The sequence below is a fragment of the Planomicrobium sp. CPCC 101110 genome, assembly GCF_007859395.1.
Taxonomy (GTDB): domain Bacteria; phylum Bacillota; class Bacilli; order Bacillales_A; family Planococcaceae; genus Planococcus.
In genome coordinates this window covers 88,381-105,983 of record NZ_VOHD01000011.1, presented here as the reverse complement: position 1 = coordinate 105,983, position 17,603 = coordinate 88,381, and the positions used below count along the sequence as shown (strand labels likewise).

The window sequence follows — 17,603 nt, the reverse complement described above, 5'->3', positions numbered from 1 at the left end:
TTTCAGGATTTGGTTTGGCGTTCGGCCATTTGTTGGGCTGTGTAAATCACTTTCATCGGATTTCCACCCACAAAAGCACCAGCCGGAACATCTTTATGAACGAGTGTGGCAGCCGATATAATGGCGCCGTCCCCGATCGTAACGCCCGGCAATATTGTGGTATTCGCGCCAATCAGTACGCGGTTTCCGATAATGACTTCACCGAGGCGATATTCTTCTATTAAATATTCATGCGCGAGAATGGTGGTATTATAGCCGATTACCGAGTTTCGTCCGACGGTAATTTTTTCCGGAAACATGACGTCCGGCATGACCATCAGCGCAAAAGAAGTCTGTTCCCCGATTTTCATCCGGAGAAACGTTTTGTAGAGCCAGTTTTTCATCGGCAAAAACGGTGTATAGCGCGCCAGTTGAATAACGGTAAAATTTTTCATGACTTTCCAGAACGGAACGGTTTTATAGATGTGCCAAAGCGAATTTGCGCCAGTCACGAAATGTCGTTCCGTTTTTCTCATTGTGCCGCTTCTTTCGTCAATTCATGCAAATCGCTGATGTGCTGCAGCATGAAATCCGGCTCCAGTGATGCAATGAACGCTTCGCCTTTTGCGGCCCATGCCACGCCGGCTGTCCGGACGCCGGCATTTTTTCCGCCATCGATATCATGCGAATTGTCTCCGATCATCAGCGCTTCTTCCGGAGTTGAGCCGAGCAGCTCCAAAGCAAGTTTCAATGGCTCGGGATCCGGTTTCGGATGAGTCACTTGATCCAGTCCGACGATAACATCAAAAAGATCCGGTATGCCCATCAGATTTAATCCGTGGAGAATCGTCTCTCTCCGTTTCGTGGAAACGATCGCCATCTTCAAGCCGCGGCTTTTCAATAAGCGCAGCGTTTCCGGAACGCCGTCATATTCCGATACCAGCTCATCGTGCAAGGTTTTATTGAGCGAGCGGTATTCTTCAATCAGTTCTTCCACATTTTCCGGGTCAATCGCTTCAAATGTCTGTTTGAGCGACGGTCCGATGAAATGCATCACATCTTCCCGGCTGAAACGGCCAGGGTATCGCCGGCCAAGGACCGACAGGAAGGTCTGGATGATCAGCTCATTCGTATCAAGCAGAGTTCCATCAAAATCAAATAACAGCGTAGTAATGGGTTTGTTCATGTTGAGAGCACTTCCTTCCTATTTTGTTCCGCCCGCCGCCAGTAGTAGGAAACGAAAATCGTCAATCCGAGCGCCGTGACAATCCGTATGATCAGGAGCGGCCATACCGGAATCCCCAGCGGAATGAAAATCAGCGTATCCTCCACGACAGCGTGGCAGGAAACGAGAAAAATAAAGGCCAACGTGGCATCTTTTTTGCTGACGCCGTCTTCTTTGACCGCTTGAATCATCACCCCTGCCCCCATCGCCAAACCGAAAATCAAACCAGAGGCAAGCGTCAGCGAAGCATTTTTCTGGATGCCAAGCAAACGGGTCAGCGGACCGAGCATATCTGAAAAGCGCTGCAAGTATTTTTTGTCTTTTAGAATTTGAATGGCTAGCATCAATGGAATGACGATCATTGCCAGCTGCAAGATTCCAAACGCCGCTTTTTCAAAGCCGAACAAAAATATTTCCAGCCAGCTTTCAGGGACAGCTGCAGCTTTCGGCGCAAAACCATATTGCGCCACTTCCCCGCCGCCTTTCCAGACCAAATTGATGACAATACCGGAGATTGTAGCCAATCCGAAGCGGACGAGCAATACGACCCAGAGCTTGACGCCCACTTTCAGCGCCACGCTCGTTTCGATGAAAATATTATGAGAAAACGACAACATCACGGCCAGGATAAAGACTTCTTTGACCGTTAACTCCAGCGACAGAATCCCTGCGATTCCGGCATATAAGTTTAACGCGTTGCCAAGCACCAAAGGAATCGCCGCGTCCCCTCCCAGGCCGAAGAGCCCCATCAGCGGCGCAACCAAATCGATGATGAACGGCAATACGGGTGTGAATTGAAGTATCGTCACGATTAAAGTGATCGGAAAAATCACTTTCCCCAATGTCCAAGTCGTCAACAGCCCTGCTTTCAAACCATTTTTCAAAGTCGACATTCCATCTCTTCTTTCTAATTGTCTTTATAGTGGGGCGGGTTTTTAATTGCTATCCGCCGGTAAACGATCAATCCGATTGCCAGGATGATGGCAATCACCGAGACGATTTGGGCTGCACGCAGCCCATTGGCAACCAAGCTGTCCGTCCGCATTCCTTCGATAAAAAAGCGGCCGACAGAATACCAGAGCATGTAAAAGAAAAACAGTTCGCCGCGGACCAGATTCACCCGCCGCAAAAGAAGCAAAATGATGATTCCCACTAAACTCCACATGGATTCATACAAAAAAGTCGGATGGTAGTAAGCACCGTTTATGTACATCTGATTGATGATCCAATCAGGGATAAAAAGATTTTCCAAAAATGCCCGCGACACTTCGCCGCCATGCGCTTCCTGGTTGATGAAATTCCCCCACCGGCCAACTGCTTGGCCGATCAAGATGCTCGGCGCCAAAATATCCGCCACCTTCAGGAACGAAGTATTTCTTCGTTTGGTGAAAATATAAGCGACAATGACCGCGGCGATCAATGCCCCATGAATGGCGATTCCGCCATTCCATATCTGGATGATTTCGCCCGGGTTCTCCTTGTAGTGGCCCCACTGGAAAATAACATAATAAATGCGCGCACCGATAATTGACAGCGGAACCGCCCATATCAAAAGATCGGTCAAAAATTCCGGATGAAGCCCCCGCTTCACCATCTCACGCTGCCCGACCAGAAAAGCAAGAAGAATGCCCGCTGCGATAATGACACCGTACCAGCGGACATCGATCGGACCGAGTGAAAATGCGATCGGGTCAATTGAGCCTAAAATCGAATACATGTACTGCACCTTCCCATTCCATTAATGTGTATCCAGCGCGATGACTTCGTTGAGCCGTTTCGAGAACTCTTCTGCCGCATTCACGCCCATGCGCTTCAAGCGGTAATTCATCGCCGCCACTTCAATGATAACCGACAAGTTTCGGCCGGGACGGACAGGAATCGTCAGCTTTGTGATATCCGTATCAATGATTCTCATTTTCTCTTCTTCAAGGCCTAGGCGGTCATAAGTTTTATCTGCGTCCCACAGTTCCAAATCAATGACCAGTGAAATCCGTTTGAATGTGCGGACCGCACTTGCGCCAAACAAGGTCATAACATCGATGATGCCCACTCCCCGAATTTCAAGCAAATGCTCGATCAGCTTCGGCGAATGCCCGACTAATGTATTTTCCCCTTCCTGATGAATCTCAACGCAATCATCAGCAACTAGACGGTGCCCTTTCTTCACCAATTCAAGAGCTGTTTCACTTTTCCCGACACCGCTTTTCCCGGTAAGCAGGACCCCGACGCCATAAATATCAACAAGCACGCCGTGGACAGCCGTTGTCGGCGCCAATTGGCTTTCCAGATAGTTTGTCAATGAACTTGAGAACCGCGTTGTCGCTATTTTCGTGCTTAATACCGGAACATGTTTCTGGCTCGATGCAGCAACCAATTCCGGCGGCGCCTCCATATCGTGCGCCACAATGACGACGGGCGTTTCATTTGTGCACAATCTCATCATCCGGTCTTTCCGCTCATCCGGCTCTAACATTTCAAAAAAGGAAAGTTCTGTTTTGCCAAGCAATTGCACCCGGTTTGCCGGGTAATGCGTAAAATAGCCGGCCATTTCCAATCCTGGCCGTGAAATATCACTGATCGGAATGTGGCGGCCGATGCCTTCTTCTCCACTGATCAACTTCAGTTCAAAAGTTTCCATCACTTGTTTTGCTGTTACCTGTCCCATGGTTCCCCTCATTCCTTTTACGAATAGGTTTTTGGCCTGCTGATAAATTCAGCCAAATCCTAAACGGTTTGCTCCTATTTTAACACGGAAAATTCTAATTTAAAGATTTTCGTGTCGCCTTTTGTAAAGCTTTGGCCTATATGGCAAGAAAGGGGGAGATTCTCAATGAAAATTATAATCGATGCTGGGCACGGTCCGGAGACAAAAGGCAAGCGTTCACCTGATGGCAGACTAAGGGAATTTCATTTTAATGGGGCCGTGGCAAAGGAAGTGAAAAAACAGCTGACGGCCCTTGGCCACACGATCATTTTCAGCCATCAGCAAAACCAGGATGTACCGCTTCAAGAAAGAACCGCGCTTGCCAACCGCTTGAGAGTGGACCTGTTTGTATCCATTCATGCCAACGCGTTCGGCACTGGCTTCAACGCCGCAAACGGCATTGAAACTTTCACTTATACCGCTGCATCTGGAGAGTCGAAAAGGTTGAGTTCTTTTATCCATCAAGCATTGCTGCTGGCCACCGGCAGGAAAAACCGCGGACAAAAACAAGCCGATTTTGCGGTTCTCAGGGATACCCGGATGCCTGCGGTCCTGGTTGAATGCGGCTTTATGACAAACCAAGCAGAATTGGCTTTATTGAAAACCGATGATTATCAAAAGCGATGCGCAAGGGCCATCGCTTTCGGCATTGATTGTTTTAGCCGAAACTAAAACCGCGGAAGCTTTGCTTCCGCGGTTTTTTTTGTGCCCATCCTTCAATGCGATTTCTGATACACTGGGGACAGAAGAAGCAATACAATGAGGTGACTTATGAATAAGACAATCGGAATTCTTGCACATGTGGATGCCGGAAAGACCACATTCTCCGAACAGCTGCTGTATCACACAAAAAGCATCCGGCAGCGCGGCCGGGTCGACCACCGGGATGCTTTTCTCGACAGCCATGAGATTGAGAAAAACAGGGGAATCACGATTTTCGCCGACCAGGCCGTGGTTTCCTACAATGGCTCCACTTATTTTTTGATTGATACTCCGGGACATGTCGATTTTGCCCCTGAAATGGAGCGTGCGATTCAAGTGATGGATTATGCCATTGTTATCGTCAGCGCAGTCGAAGGCATTGAAAGCCATACCGAAACCGTATGGCAGCTGCTCCGGAAACACCGCGTGCCCACTTTTTTCTTCATTAACAAAGTTGACCGGGAAGGAGCTGACGGGAAGCGGGTGCTAGAGGAGATAAAAACTCAGTTGACGGACAATGCCATCGACATCACCCATTCGTTCCGCCATGGTGCAATGGACGAAGAACTGGCTGAGTTTATCGCCGAACGGGATGAAGAGTTGCTGGAGCATTATATGGCTTCCGGCTACGACCGGGACATTTGGCTGAATGCCCTTCGAAAGATGATCCGATCAAACGAGGCGTTTGTCTGCTCCTCCGGTTCCGCTTTACAGGACATTGGCATAAGCGGCTTCTTTGAAAAGCTGGATCAATTGACCCTCACCCATTACGTGCCGGACGAGCCGTTTGCCGCACAGGTTTATAAAATACGCCATGAAGATAACGGAAACCGCATCACCTTTCTTAAAGCACACAGCGGTTCACTGCGTGTCCGCGAAGAAGTGGATTATGGCGGCAGCGAAAATCGGAAATCGGAGAAAGTCACGCAAATCCGCCGCTATAATGGCAGCAAGTTCCACACAGTGGATCAGGTGAATGCCGGCGAGCTCTTTGCTGTTATCGGCTTGTCTGAAGCCGCAATTGGAGATGGTGCCGGCAAACTTATTGCTGCCAGCAGGCATGAATCGGTTCCCGCCCTGAAATCGAAAGTGCTGTTCGATCCTCCTTTGCACCCAAAAGAAGTGCTGAAGTATTTCAAGCGCCTTAATGCCGAGGATCCGACGCTTGCTGTTGTTTGGGATGAACATTTCCAGGAAATCCATATCCATGTCATGGGCGTCATCCAGCTTGAAGTTCTCCAGCAAGTGGTCCAGGACCGCTTCAGCTTTTCCGTATCGTTCAGCGACCCGGAAATTCTATACAAAGAAACAATTGAAGCACCCGTGACCGGATATGGACATTTCGAGCCGCTCCGCCACTATGCCGAAGTGCATTTGAAAATCGAACCGGCCCCACGCGGCAGCGGTGTCCTTCTGGATAACAGCTGCCACGCTGACGCGTTATCAATAGGCAACCAGAATTTGGTGCTCCATCATTTGGCCGAACGGGACCACCATGGCCTTTTGACGGGTTCCCCGCTGACCGATGTGAAGATTACGCTGTTGACCGGCAAAGGTCATAACGAGCATACATCCGGCGGCGATTTCCGGGAAGCCGCTTACCGGGCGCTTCGCCAAGGGCTTGAAAAGGCGGAAAACCGTCTGCTTGAACCGATTTATCAGTTCAAAATCAAAGTGGGCATTGAACAAATGGGCCGGGTCCTCTCCGATATCCAGCAAGCTTCCGGCCGTTTTGAACCGCCTGAAATGACCAGCGGAAAAGCGGTGATTGAAGGGACTGTCCCGGTCGCCACGTTTATGAATTACAGCACGGAATTCGCATCCTTCACGCATGGCAAAGGCATGCTCCGCCTGCTTTTGTCCGGTTATGCCAACTGCCACAACGAAGCGGAAATCATTGAAAAACTTGCTTATAACAAAGATGCGGATCCCGAATACACTTCCACTTCCATTTTCTGCGCGAAAGGCCATGGTTACAAAGTTCCATGGGATGAAGCGGAAAGCGCCATGCATTGCTTATGACACTTAGCGGAAAATGGGGCCTTCGGTATGAATGGGCTGAAAACCACAGCAACAAATGCGGATGCAATCAAATTTATTGGAGCTTCGGAATCCATTTTTGAATTACGGCAGCTCTTTAGAGCAACGGGCACGCAACCAGCCACTCTTTCATATCCAGAATAAGCCCAGCAGCCTGAAATTTGGCTGCCGGGCTTTTTCAGTTTCCATTATCTATTTCAATAAGGCGGGACTGGTATTTTTCACTCCAACCAAGCCCAGTATTGTCATTAAGCTTTTTTGGATGCCTAAGTGCCCGTCTGCCGGATTATGCCATTCCTCAAGAGTATGGGCGCCGCCAAAAGTGCCGCCGAGGCCGATAGTGACGGCAGGAATCCCCAAACTCATCGGATGGTTGGCATCAGTGCTGCTTGGTGCTCCTAATGCCGGGGTTCCGCCAATCGCTTCCACGGCGGCACAAGCAATGCGGACAATCGGCGCATCAGCGCTTTGGCTGGCTGGCGGCCGGTTGCCGAACCGTTTGATGTCCACCGTAATCCGAGAATCCTTCCACTTCTCATTTTCGGCTTCCGCCGCTTTTTGGACAATCGCCAGAAACTGTTTGTCCAGCTTCTCCAGGGCTGCAGAATCATTCGAACGAAGGTCGACAGTCATACTGGCTTCTTGGGCAATGGCATTAACAGAAGTTCCGCCTTTGACTTCTCCGACTGAAAAGGTCGTTTTCGGCTCTTTTGGTGTTTCGAGGTCGGCAATGGCCGCAATCGCCCGCCCAAGGGCATGGGCCGCACTTGGCGAACCGAAATCGCCAAAACTATGTCCACCCGGACCTCTATATGTCACAGTATAGCGAAAACTCCCCGTGCCTAAATATGTAATGTGATCAAAGCCTGGACCGTCCAAGGACAAAAAGCCATCAATATCCTCATGTTCAGCAAAAAAAGCTTTGACGCCGCGCAAATCTCCAGCCCCTTCTTCTCCGACAGTTCCACCAAAAACAATATCGCCAACCGTTTCAATGTTCGCCCGGTTCAATGTACGGACCACCGCCAATAATTCAGCAAGCCCTCTAGTATCGTCGCCAATTCCCGGTGCATAAAGGATTCCGCCTTCTTTCCGCACTTTCGTATCGGTCCCTTCTGGAAAGACCGTATCTAGATGAGCGGAAACAAAAATTTTCGGTCCTTGCCCGCTGCCTCGCCGTATGCCATAAACATTCCCTTCCGAATCCATTTCCACATTTTCAAGGCCGAGTTCCTGCAGGCGCCGCTGAAAATCCTCCGCTCTTTGCCGTTCCTTGAATGGAGGGGCCGGAATTTCCGTAATCGCAATTTGTTCCGCAACCGTATTTCCATGATCCTCCTGAATAAATTCAAGTGCCTGCTGCACTGATTGATGCTCCAAAATTGCTTTATATGCCGCTTTCACTTCTTCAGCGTTCAATCCATCTGCCATCTTTTTTCCTCCTTTATTTGCAGAGATATATTCTTTTGCATGCTTTTATTTTACCATATCAAAAAGCCGGCACATCGGATATGTGCCGGCTCATTGGGTATTGTTTTATTCGATAGTCAAGTAGCGCACCAGAACAGTGCCTGTTTTTGTTTCCCCGTAAACCAATAGAGGTGCAGCTACCGCTTCTCCGCTCTCTTTTGAAAAACGGATCATTTTCTGCATCAATTGCCCTTGTTCATGCGTGTTGTCAACGTCAGACAACAAGACATCCAGCTTGCCAAGAACAGAAGCGACTTCCCCTTTTAAAGGCAGATGCGGCGGAATGTAAAGTTCCACATTGCCGGCCAGGGTCTTGGCTTCCACTTTGCGGGCTTCTTTGCATCTCGATGTAACGACCACATTGCCGTTCATCGATTTCGCAGTCATCGTCTGAACATCTCCATCCACATAAATGCGGCCGTTCAACGTTTCGGTTTCAAGCACTTTCCCGCTCACTTCAACCACTTGGATGGCGCCATTTGCCGTTTCCAGCTCGGCATCGTCAAAAGCGACATTTTTCAGATCGATTTTGCCGTTTGCAGTTTTCACTTTGATCAAACTTGCATCGATTCGTTTCATCGAAAAGCCGCCATTGAACAAACGAACGATAATTTCTTGGTAGGAAGCGGCTGGGACATACAATACAACATTCACTTGAGTGGTTTTCAAGTCGCTGATGATGCGCAGTTTTTGGTCATCGGCGATAAAGACGAATTTCTCGAGAAAATCTTGTTTTGCTTGTTCCGCCGATTCCGTACGGTATGCTTTCACGCGGCATTCCGCCCGGACTGTGTCATCTTGCGAAGGAAACACTTCAAGTTGGCCGTTTGCCAGGTCGGCGATGATTTTGTTGACATTCACGAATTCCTGAGTGAATGTATGTTCAAACTGAACCGCTTCCCCAAAAGGAGAATCGAATTCCATTGTCTTCAACTTGCCGACAGATGTCTGAACGAAATCTCTCATGCGGTCGCCCAATTGGTTAAAATCTTTTGACATGTTTTTCGAAAAATCTTTTGTGAAATCTCTGGACATATCTTTCGAGAATTTTTTTATGACGTCTTCCGGTCTGAAAAAGCCCCGTCTGCTGCTTTCCCGTTTATCCCGGTACCGGTCGCGGCCATAAGACGGCTCGCGTGATGAATCTCCGCCATCAATGGCTTTCAACAGCTCAACTGCTTCTCTTGCGGAAATCGTTCCGTTCTCCACCATATCCAATATGCGTTCTTTTTCGTTTTGCATGTAGTGCGGCCTCCTTATGTTGCCTCCGCTTTCCTAGCCAAAACAGTCGAACCGCCCTGGCTAAACAAGTCCGAGACTCGGTGTTCTCCTAATTGATACGTTCAGCTTGTGGAAAAGTTTCACTTAGCCACTTTTTTCTTGCGCGTCGCTTTTGTAACGAGTGCATCCATGCGAGCACGGTCCCGTTCCAAAATAGGCCGCAAGTACTTGCCGGTATAGGAATTTTTCACTTCAGCAATTTCTTCCGGCGTTCCGACTGCCAGGATGGTGCCGCCTTTGTCGCCGCCTTCCGGACCTAAATCGATAATGTGGTCAACGGTTTTGATGACGTCCAGGTTGTGTTCAATCGTCAGCACCGTGTCTCCATTGTCCACCAGGCGCTGCAAGACAAGAAGCAGCCGGGAAATATCATCCGCATGCAATCCTGTAGTCGGTTCATCTAAAATATAAAATGACTTGCCGGTAGAGCGTTTGTGAAGTTCAGATGCCAGCTTGACGCGCTGCGCCTCCCCGCCTGATAAGGTAGTGGCGGGCTGGCCGAGCGTAATATAGCCTAATCCCACATCTACGATTGTCTTCAGCTTGCGGTTGATTTTCGGGATGTTCTCAAAAAATGAGTACGCGTCTTCTACAGTCATCGCCAGCACATCGGCAATGTTTTTGTCTTTATATTTCACTTCCAAAGTTTCCCGGTTATATCGTTTGCCATGGCAAACTTCGCATGGCACATAGACATCCGGCAAGAAGTGCATTTCTATTTTAATAATACCATCTCCGCGGCAAGCTTCACAGCGTCCGCCCTTGACGTTGAAGCTGAACCGGCCTTTTTTATAGCCGCGCACCTTCGCTTCGTTCGTCGCCGCATAGACATCACGGATATCATCAAAAACACCTGTGTACGTCGCGGGATTCGATCTCGGGGTCCGCCCGATCGGCGATTGGTCGATATCAATCACTTTTTCAAGTTCTTCGATGCCCTCTACTGATGCGTGCTGCCCGGGTTTCGCTTTTGCGCGGTTCAGCTTATTGGCAAGTGATTTGTACAAGATTTCGTTGATGAGCGTACTTTTGCCGGAACCGGACACGCCCGTCACCGCTGTGAACACACCAAGCGGAATATCAACGCTGACATTTTTCAAGTTGTTTTCATTCGCGCCATGGATGGTGATTTGCCGTCCATCGGATTTCCTGCGTTCAGCAGGTAGCGGAATGAATTTTTTGCCGCTTAAATATTGGCCAGTCAAAGATTTCTTGTTTTTCATCACTTTTTCCGGTGTGCCGGAAGCGATGATTTCCCCGCCATGCACCCCTGCTCCCGGACCGACATCAATCAGGTAATCCGCCGCGAGCATCGTATCTTCGTCGTGCTCCACGACAATCAGCGTGTTGCCGATATCCCGCATATTTTTCAATGTGCTGATCAGCCGGTCATTGTCGCGCTGGTGCAAACCAATTGACGGCTCATCCAAGATATATAGGACGCCGGTCAACCGGGATCCTATTTGGGTAGCCAAGCGGATTCGCTGGGCTTCCCCGCCTGATAATGTGCCGGATGCGCGGTTAAGCGTCAAATAATCAAGGCCTACATTGTTGAGGAATCCGAGGCGCTCCTCGATTTCGCGCAGAATCAGCCTGGCGATTTGCATATCTTTTTCCGACAGTTCCAAGTTCGAGAAAAACTGGATTGCTTCGATGATGGAAAATTCGCTGACGCTGGCAATATGAAGGCCGTTCACTTTGACCGCCAGCGATTCCGGTTTCAAACGATGCCCTTCGCATGCCGGACATGGCTGCTGTCCCATGTATTTCTCCATCTGGTCGCGGATATAGTCGGATGTGGTATCGCGGTAGCGGCGATCGACATTCGCTAAAATCCCCTCAAAGTAAATGTGGTTGTCGCGAATTTGGCCATAGTCGTTTTCGTAGCGGAAACGGATTTTCTCTCTTCCCGATCCTTTCATGAGAACGTTGATGTGCTCTTCCGGCAACTCATTCATCGGAACGTCCATATCGATTTTATAATGTTTGCAGATGGCTTGCAGCAACTGCGGGTAATACTGGGAACTTGTCGGCTGCCATGGAACTATTGCCCCTTGGTTCAAGGACATGCTCCAATCGGGCACCACCAGTTCCGGGTCAACTTCCAGTTTGTGGCCAATGCCGTCGCATTCCGGACAAGCGCCAAACGGCGAGTTGAACGAAAACATGCGCGGCTCCAATTCCCCAATGGAAAATCCGCAAATCGGGCACGCGTGGTGTTCGCTGAACAGCAGCTCTTCCTGCTCCATCACATCGACAAGCACCCGGCCCTCCGCAAGCCGCAGGGCAGATTCGAGGGAATCGCTGAGGCGCGGCGCAATGCCTTCTTTCATAATAATGCGGTCAATGACCACTTCAATCGAATGCTTTTTGTTCTTATCGAGAGTGATGTCGTCATCGAGATCCACCAGCTCCCCGTTGACGCGAACGCGGACATACCCCTGTTTTTTGATGTCTTCTAACAGTTTGGCATGTGTCCCTTTCCGCCCGGAAACGATCGGCGCTAAAATCTGCATTTTTGTCCGTTCCGGATAAACGGTCAGACGGTCGACCATTTGCTCGATCGTCTGTGAAGAAATCTCAATGCCATGGTTCGGGCATATCGGTTTACCGATGCGCGCGTACATCAATCGCATATAATCGTATATTTCTGTTACGGTCGCAACTGTTGATCGGGGATTTTTGCTCGTTGTTTTCTGATCGATCGAAATGGCGGGCGACAGCCCTTCAATCAAATCGACGTCCGGCTTGTCCATCTGGCCGAGAAACTGGCGGGCATATGCAGACAGCGACTCGACATAGCGCCGCTGCCCTTCTGCATAAATCGTATCAAACGCCAAAGATGATTTCCCTGACCCCGAAAGTCCCGTCATAACGACCAGCTGATCGCGCGGAATGACGACATCGATATTCTTTAAGTTATGCGCCCTAGCGCCTTGAATCCGTATTTCTTGGTTTTTCACGTTAAATCATCCTTCCGCCTTCAATTCAAGAACTGTATCACGCAGTTCGGCTGCCCGTTCGAAATCGAGCGCTTTCGCCGCTTCTTTCATTTCTTTCTCCATTAAAGTGATCAGTTTCATGCGATCTTCTTTTTTAAGTTTCTTTCCTGCTGCTGCTTTTGAAACATATTCTTCCCCGCCCTCTGCAGCCACAGTGGCGCGGATAACATCTCTGATTTTTTTCTGTATGGTAACTGGCGTAATGCCGTGTTTTTCATTGTATTCCGCTTGGATTGTACGCCGGCGAGTGGTCTCATCAATCGCTTTCTTCATCGAATCGGTCATTTTGTCGGCATACATGATAACATGGCCATTTGAGTTACGTGCGGCACGGCCCATCGTCTGGATAAGGGAACGTTCAGAACGCAGGAAGCCTTCCTTGTCCGCATCCAGAATCGTCACTAGTGAAACCTCGGGGATATCGAGCCCTTCCCTAAGCAAGTTGATGCCGACGAGCACATCATAAACACCCATCCGCAGTTCACGGATAATCTCGATCCGCTCAAGTGTTTTGATCTCGGAGTGCAGGTAATTCACTTTAACTCCCGCTTCTTTCAGATAAGCAGTCAAATCTTCCGACATTTTCTTTGTCAATGTGGTCACTAGTACGCGTTCATCCCGTTCAACCCGCTGCTGAATTTCATCCATCAAGTCATCAATCTGGCCCTCAATCGGGCGGACCTCGATGGTCGGGTCAAGCAGCCCGGTTGGCCGGATAATCTGTTCAACCATTTCAGGTGTATGCTCCAATTCATAAGGACCCGGTGTTGCGGAAACAAATACCGCTTGTTTGATGTGTTTTTCAAACTCATCGAATGTCAATGGCCGGTTGTCCATTGCGGAAGGCAGGCGGAACCCATGGTCGACCAGGACTTTTTTCCGCGCCTGGTCGCCGTTGAACATTCCGCGCACTTGCGGCAAGGTCACATGGCTTTCATCCACCACCAGAAGGAAATCGTCCGGGAAATAGTCCAATAGCGTATAAGGCTCCGCTCCTGGAGGCCGCAGCGTCAAATGGCGGGAATAGTTTTCGATTCCTGAGCAAAAGCCCATTTCCCTCATCATTTCCAGATCATAGCGTGTACGCTGTTCCAGGCGCTGCGCCTCCAGCAGCTTATCTTCTGCGCGCATTTCTTTCAAGCGCTCTTCCAGTTCCGCTTCAATATTTTCAATTGCTTTGACCATCTTTTCTTCGCGGGTTACGAAGTGGGATGCCGGGAAGATGGCAACGTGTTCACGTTCGCCGATAATTTCGCCTGTCAGAGCATCCACTTCACGGATCCGGTCGATTTCATCGCCGAAAAATTCGACACGCAAACACCTTTCATCGCGCGAAGCCGGAAAGATTTCAACTACGTCGCCGCGCACCCGGAACGTCCCGCGGATAAAATTGATGTCATTGCGCTCATATTGGACATCCACTAATTTCCGGAGCAGCTGATTGCGTTCGATCTCCATGCCTTTACGGAGGGAAACGACAAGTTCACGGTATTCTTTTGGCGAACCGAGGCCGTAGATACAGGATACTGAAGCAATGACAATAACATCATCGCGCTCAAACAAAGAACTTGTAGCGGAATGGCGCAATTTATCGATTTCATCATTGATGCTTGCGTCTTTTTCTATATATGTGTCAGATTGCGGAACATATGCTTCCGGCTGATAATAATCATAGTAGCTAACAAAGTATTCGACTGCATTGTCAGGGAAAAATTCCTTGAATTCGCTGTAGAGCTGCCCCGCCAAAGTTTTGTTGTGGGCCATGACAAGCGTCGGTTTTTTCACTTGCTGGATGACATTGGACATCGTGTAAGTTTTCCCAGTCCCTGTAGCTCCAAGCAAAGTTTGGCACCGTTTGCCGTTGATGATTCCTTCCGTCAATGCGGCGATGGCTGCCGGCTGGTCGCCGGCTGGTTCATACGGTGCTTGTAGCTTGAATTCTTGTTTCATATTTGCTGGCCTCCCGTTCTTTCAGTCTCTCTATTTTATCATATGCCCTAAAAATACCCTAACAAAAAGCGAACGTATGTTTTTTATGCAGTTTCATAAAATGGCAAAATAAAAAACCGCTCATTTTGAGCGGTTTTATCATTCAGGCTTCTTCTTCTTGCTTCAAAGCCTGTAATTGAGCGGAATAGGTTTCAAAAGAGTCTCGATCATTGCTGTCCAGGGCTTCATCTATCAGGGCCATTAGCTGTTCTTCTTGTTGTGAACGGTGAACATGCTTAAGGAAAAGATCCAGATAAATATCATTAAGCAGTTTTTCCGCTTCGGTTATCTTTTTCGTTTGAGCCATTGCTTTCATGAAATCAGCATAAGAATAATAGTTTTCCATTCTGCTTCACCCCAAATGCTTTTCATTAGTATACATTAAAAGCTTATAAAGAAGCAATCGTTTTTTGAAAATTCCGATGAAATAGAAAAAAATATCTTTTCTGTTTCTTGTTGTTGCGGAATTACCATTTTTTATTATAATTAGAAATGTGAAGTAAATTTTGGGGGTGTTTTTTAATGGGCAATATTAACCATTCCTTGTCCTATACAATCTGCAGCAATACATATGCGCTATTACCCTATAACGACGGACGGCGGACATGGACACGCGTTATCGAAGATCGAAGTGAGTTCCTGGTTGAAGAATCTACATACAAAACAGTGACCAGATCCTGCAGCTTTTACCGCGGATCCATGGAAAGCGCTACTTTATACGCTCAAAAAGCGATCCGTGTCAAGCATAAGCCCCCTATCATCATCGGAGAATATTACGGCAATCCGCTCATCTTCTTCCCAACCCATTCGCCAAAGAACAAGGACGCTGTTTGGTTCAACTTTGATGCTGTTGATCTAGTGGAAAGCGATGACAGCGAAAGAGGCGGCAGCATCATCTATTTAAGCAATGGCGAAACTGTGCATTTGGACGTTTCACCCATCGCCTTAAGAAACCAGCATTCGTTTGCGGGTTCTTTGCGCCGCTATTTTAAAAGGGCCCAAGAAATGCATAAACACCAGATGGCCTATGTGGCAAAACGCACTTACCCGCCGAGAATCCAGCACCCTCTCGACTAAAGCTCTTTGTACGATAACGTCAAGTAAACGCGCATCAGCTCTTCAACGCGGTTGCGAAGGCGCATATTCAAATAGCGCCGGTGGTCTTCATAACCCCCGTGGTAAAAGATATATTCGGTAAACGTATCATCACCAGTTCCGCGCAGTATTTTCATATGGCGTTTCCGCATGTGGATTTTTGTTTCTGTCAGCTCTTTCTGCACTTGCCTGATTGCTCCATCAACTAGTTCTATGTAAGGTTTTTTCAATTTAAAAGAGCCTTTTTCGAATAAAGCCCGGTCCCGTTCTAAAATGATAAGGACCATAGGCAAATAAATCATGTTTTCAAAATGGGCGGCTTCCTCTGGTGAGATTAACGGCATGTCTACACCTCCTCCAAAATGAGAACATATGTTCTTTGTTTTCATTTTACCCCGAAACTTTAAAATTGCAAGCCTTTCAACGTAAAAAGCTGTGCCAATAAGACTGGCACAGCTTTTTATTTGATTGACCGATAAGTCCAAAGGGAGCCGACAAAGAAAACGGCCGACACCCAAAGGAACGGCTCGTGGGAAAACCAGACGCCCCCTGAAATCCCGAAAAACGATAAAACAGTAAAAACTCCTGCAAACATACGGCTTTGCATGTTTCGCTGATGTTTACGCTCGCGTCCATCCCGGTTTTCCAAGTAATGGCGCATCCGTTCAGGCTCCTCCAAGTAATTGATGACTTTCTGCGGAAAAACGCGCAGCGGCCCTGCAGCCTGGATAGCCCAGCGCAAAACATCTTCTTTTCCGAATATCCGCTTGCCTTCTTTCTGTGAAGAAGCCCATTCCAAGATGCGCGGACGTGCGAGCGCCAGCAAATCGATTCCCGGGTCCAGCACATGGAGCACCCCGACAAAAATGGAAGCAGCACGGCCAAAAAAGGCGAATTCTGCCGGCAGCTGCACAGGCTGCGTGCGGACAATATCCTGCATGTCACGCAACAGGCGTTCTGCGACAAATGAATCCATTTGCAGCAATTCATTTGATTCATATGCTGCTACGAGTCTGGCGATGGTCTCCTCCAGCAGATCCCTGTTGGCATGTGGCAGCAGAAAACGCAGCTCCTCCAATGAATCAAGCACTTGGCCGTAGTTTTGGAAGATAACTCCTTCTGCAATCCGTAGCACCGCCTGGGAATCCGATTTTGAAATAGTTCCTGTCATCCCGAAATCGATCAGGACGATGGTGCCTTCCGGCTCAAGCAAAATATTGCCGCCATGCGGATCGGCATGGAATTGGCCGCCGTATAACACTTGCTCCAGAAACAAGATGAACAGCCGCTCGGAAATTTCATGGCGGTCCAGACCATGTGTTTCAATAAAAGACAAGTCCGTAATGCGTGCTCCTTCAATCCACTCCATCACAAGCACACGGCGTGTGGAAAATTCATCGAAATATATGGGGAACCGAATGCCTTCCATTTCTTTGAATCTGTCTGAAAATGCCCGTCCACTTTGGAGTTCCTGCAGGAAATTCAGTTCCGCCCCGATGGTATCCGTCATCTCGCGGTATAATTGCCGGAAATCTATTTGTTTAGAAAGTGGTGTCAGGGTCCGCAAAAACCAGATGACAATGCGCATCGCCTGGAAATCCGCACGCAGAATGCGGTCAGTCCCGGGCCGCTGTACTTTAACCGCCACTTCCTTTCCGTCTTTCAAGATCCCTTTGTATACTTCGCCGATGGAAGCAGACGCGACGGCTTCATCTGAAAGGCTGGACAAATATGCAGAGAGCGGCGAATTCCATTCGCGTTCCAAAACCGAAACGATTTTTTCGCGCGGAATCGAAGGCACCCGGTCAGTCAATCCTTCCAGTTCCATCAAAAAAGATGCGGGCAAAATATCGGCGCGCGTCGACAAAAACTGCCCCATTTTAATCATCAGCCCGCCAAGTTTCAAGGCCAGGATTTTGTATTGTTTAGCTTGTTTCGTAATCAATGTATTCCATTTTTCCTCAACCAGCGGATTCCAGTTGCCCCGATGCCGCCGTTGGAAGAGCATCACTTGTGTATAAAATTTTAACGACATAAAAACAATGCGAAAAATACGGACAAACGCTAATTGGTTCATAAGTGACAATCCCTCCTGCGCTCCATTATAGAGACAGAT

General features: G+C 48.6%; 15 protein-coding genes. 3 read left to right on the top strand and 12 right to left on the bottom strand.

From position 1 onward, the window contains the following. Positions 1 to 2: 2 nt before the first annotated feature. Genes FQV30_RS16340 through hprK form a run of 5 tightly spaced genes read right to left on the bottom strand, consistent with a single transcriptional unit; the run spans position 3 to position 3,869 of the window. A complete protein-coding gene (locus FQV30_RS16340) occupies positions 3 to 515 on the bottom strand; it encodes an acyltransferase (RefSeq protein ID WP_146501198.1) in 513 nt (170 codons plus the stop codon). Then, positions 512 to 1,165, bottom strand: a complete 654-nt coding sequence (ppaX, locus tag FQV30_RS16335) for a pyrophosphatase PpaX (protein ID WP_146501197.1) — start codon at positions 1,163 to 1,165, stop codon at positions 512 to 514. Before ppaX ends, FQV30_RS16340 begins: the two co-directional genes overlap by 4 nt. Then, complete coding sequence (locus FQV30_RS16330) at positions 1,162 to 2,097, bottom strand: nucleoside recognition domain-containing protein (protein ID WP_146501196.1); 936 nt, start codon at positions 2,095 to 2,097, stop codon at positions 1,162 to 1,164. Before FQV30_RS16330 ends, ppaX begins: the two co-directional genes overlap by 4 nt. Positions 2,098 to 2,111: 14 nt before the next feature. Further along, a complete protein-coding gene (gene lgt, locus FQV30_RS16325; RefSeq protein WP_146501195.1) occupies positions 2,112 to 2,921 on the bottom strand; it encodes a prolipoprotein diacylglyceryl transferase in 810 nt (269 codons plus the stop codon). 21 nt (positions 2,922 to 2,942) lie between these two features. Continuing rightward, complete coding sequence (gene hprK / locus FQV30_RS16320; RefSeq protein ID WP_146501194.1) at positions 2,943 to 3,869, bottom strand: HPr(Ser) kinase/phosphatase; 927 nt, start codon at positions 3,867 to 3,869, stop codon at positions 2,943 to 2,945. Between the two features lie 165 nt (positions 3,870 to 4,034). Between hprK and FQV30_RS16315 the strand changes: the two genes are divergently transcribed. Next, positions 4,035 to 4,580 (top strand): N-acetylmuramoyl-L-alanine amidase, encoded by a 546-nt coding sequence (locus FQV30_RS16315; RefSeq protein WP_146501193.1) that lies wholly within the window; start codon positions 4,035 to 4,037, stop codon positions 4,578 to 4,580. Positions 4,581 to 4,679: 99 nt separating this feature from the next. After that, entirely contained in the window at positions 4,680 to 6,632 is a 1,953-nt protein-coding gene (locus FQV30_RS16310) for a GTP-binding protein (protein ID WP_146501192.1), read from the top strand. A 210-nt stretch (positions 6,633 to 6,842) separates the two neighbouring features. On the opposite strand, the gene FQV30_RS16305 is transcribed toward FQV30_RS16310, so the two are convergent. From FQV30_RS16305 to FQV30_RS16285, 5 genes are all read right to left on the bottom strand, one after another. Further along, the gene (locus tag FQV30_RS16305; protein WP_146501191.1) at positions 6,843 to 8,081 is read right to left on the bottom strand and encodes a M20/M25/M40 family metallo-hydrolase; all 1,239 of its coding nucleotides are present in this window, start codon (positions 8,079 to 8,081) and stop codon (positions 6,843 to 6,845) included. Positions 8,082 to 8,186: 105 nt separating this feature from the next. Then, positions 8,187 to 9,362, bottom strand: coding sequence for a DUF4097 family beta strand repeat-containing protein (locus FQV30_RS16300; protein WP_146501190.1), 1,176 nt, complete (start codon positions 9,360 to 9,362; stop codon positions 8,187 to 8,189). A 119-nt stretch (positions 9,363 to 9,481) separates the two neighbouring features. Next, on the bottom strand, positions 9,482 to 12,364 hold the full coding sequence (gene uvrA / locus FQV30_RS16295; protein ID WP_146501189.1) for an excinuclease ABC subunit UvrA: 2,883 nt from the start codon (positions 12,362 to 12,364) through the stop codon (positions 9,482 to 9,484). A gap of 6 nt (positions 12,365 to 12,370) precedes the next feature. Then, a complete protein-coding gene (uvrB, locus tag FQV30_RS16290; protein ID WP_146501188.1) occupies positions 12,371 to 14,353 on the bottom strand; it encodes an excinuclease ABC subunit UvrB in 1,983 nt (660 codons plus the stop codon). A 142-nt stretch (positions 14,354 to 14,495) separates the two neighbouring features. Further along, positions 14,496 to 14,738, bottom strand: a complete 243-nt coding sequence (locus FQV30_RS16285) for an IDEAL domain-containing protein (protein WP_146501187.1) — start codon at positions 14,736 to 14,738, stop codon at positions 14,496 to 14,498. A 176-nt stretch (positions 14,739 to 14,914) separates the two neighbouring features. Here FQV30_RS16285 and FQV30_RS16280 point away from each other — a divergent pair, with 176 nt between their 5' ends. After that, the gene (locus tag FQV30_RS16280) at positions 14,915 to 15,469 is read left to right on the top strand and encodes a competence protein ComK (protein ID WP_146501186.1); all 555 of its coding nucleotides are present in this window, start codon (positions 14,915 to 14,917) and stop codon (positions 15,467 to 15,469) included. On the opposite strand, the gene FQV30_RS16275 is transcribed toward FQV30_RS16280, so the two are convergent. Together FQV30_RS16275 and FQV30_RS16270 are read right to left on the bottom strand one after the other, a co-directional pair. After that, on the bottom strand, positions 15,466 to 15,831 hold the full coding sequence (locus tag FQV30_RS16275) for a YhjD family protein (protein ID WP_146501185.1): 366 nt from the start codon (positions 15,829 to 15,831) through the stop codon (positions 15,466 to 15,468). The two genes, FQV30_RS16280 and FQV30_RS16275, sit on opposite strands and share 4 nt — an antisense overlap. A gap of 116 nt (positions 15,832 to 15,947) precedes the next feature. Continuing rightward, entirely contained in the window at positions 15,948 to 17,564 is a 1,617-nt protein-coding gene (locus FQV30_RS16270) for an ABC1 kinase family protein (RefSeq protein WP_146501184.1), read from the bottom strand. Positions 17,565 to 17,603: the final 39 nt, after the last annotated feature.

Bases quoted from the DNA above. Each gene is read 5' to 3' on its own strand.
- FQV30_RS16340 (WP_146501198.1), bottom strand. From the start codon at position 515: ATGAGAAAAACGGAACGACATTTCGTGACTGGCGCAAATTCGCTTTGG.
- ppaX (WP_146501197.1), bottom strand. From the start codon at position 1,165: ATGAACAAACCCATTACTACGCTGTTATTTGATTTTGATGGAACTCTG.
- FQV30_RS16330 (WP_146501196.1), bottom strand. From the start codon at position 2,097: ATGTCGACTTTGAAAAATGGTTTGAAAGCAGGGCTGTTGACGACTTGG.
- lgt (WP_146501195.1), bottom strand. From the start codon at position 2,921: ATGTATTCGATTTTAGGCTCAATTGACCCGATCGCATTTTCACTCGGT.
- hprK (WP_146501194.1), bottom strand. From the start codon at position 3,869: ATGGGACAGGTAACAGCAAAACAAGTGATGGAAACTTTTGAACTGAAG.
- FQV30_RS16315 (WP_146501193.1), top strand. From the start codon at position 4,035: ATGAAAATTATAATCGATGCTGGGCACGGTCCGGAGACAAAAGGCAAG.
- FQV30_RS16310 (WP_146501192.1), top strand. From the start codon at position 4,680: ATGAATAAGACAATCGGAATTCTTGCACATGTGGATGCCGGAAAGACC.
- FQV30_RS16305 (WP_146501191.1), bottom strand. From the start codon at position 8,081: ATGGCAGATGGATTGAACGCTGAAGAAGTGAAAGCGGCATATAAAGCA.
- FQV30_RS16300 (WP_146501190.1), bottom strand. From the start codon at position 9,362: ATGCAAAACGAAAAAGAACGCATATTGGATATGGTGGAGAACGGAACG.
- uvrB (WP_146501188.1), bottom strand. From the start codon at position 14,353: ATGAAACAAGAATTCAAGCTACAAGCACCGTATGAACCAGCCGGCGAC.
- FQV30_RS16285 (WP_146501187.1), bottom strand. From the start codon at position 14,738: ATGGAAAACTATTATTCTTATGCTGATTTCATGAAAGCAATGGCTCAA.
- FQV30_RS16280 (WP_146501186.1), top strand. From the start codon at position 14,915: ATGGGCAATATTAACCATTCCTTGTCCTATACAATCTGCAGCAATACA.
- FQV30_RS16275 (WP_146501185.1), bottom strand. From the start codon at position 15,831: ATGCCGTTAATCTCACCAGAGGAAGCCGCCCATTTTGAAAACATGATT.
- FQV30_RS16270 (WP_146501184.1), bottom strand. From the start codon at position 17,564: ATGAACCAATTAGCGTTTGTCCGTATTTTTCGCATTGTTTTTATGTCG.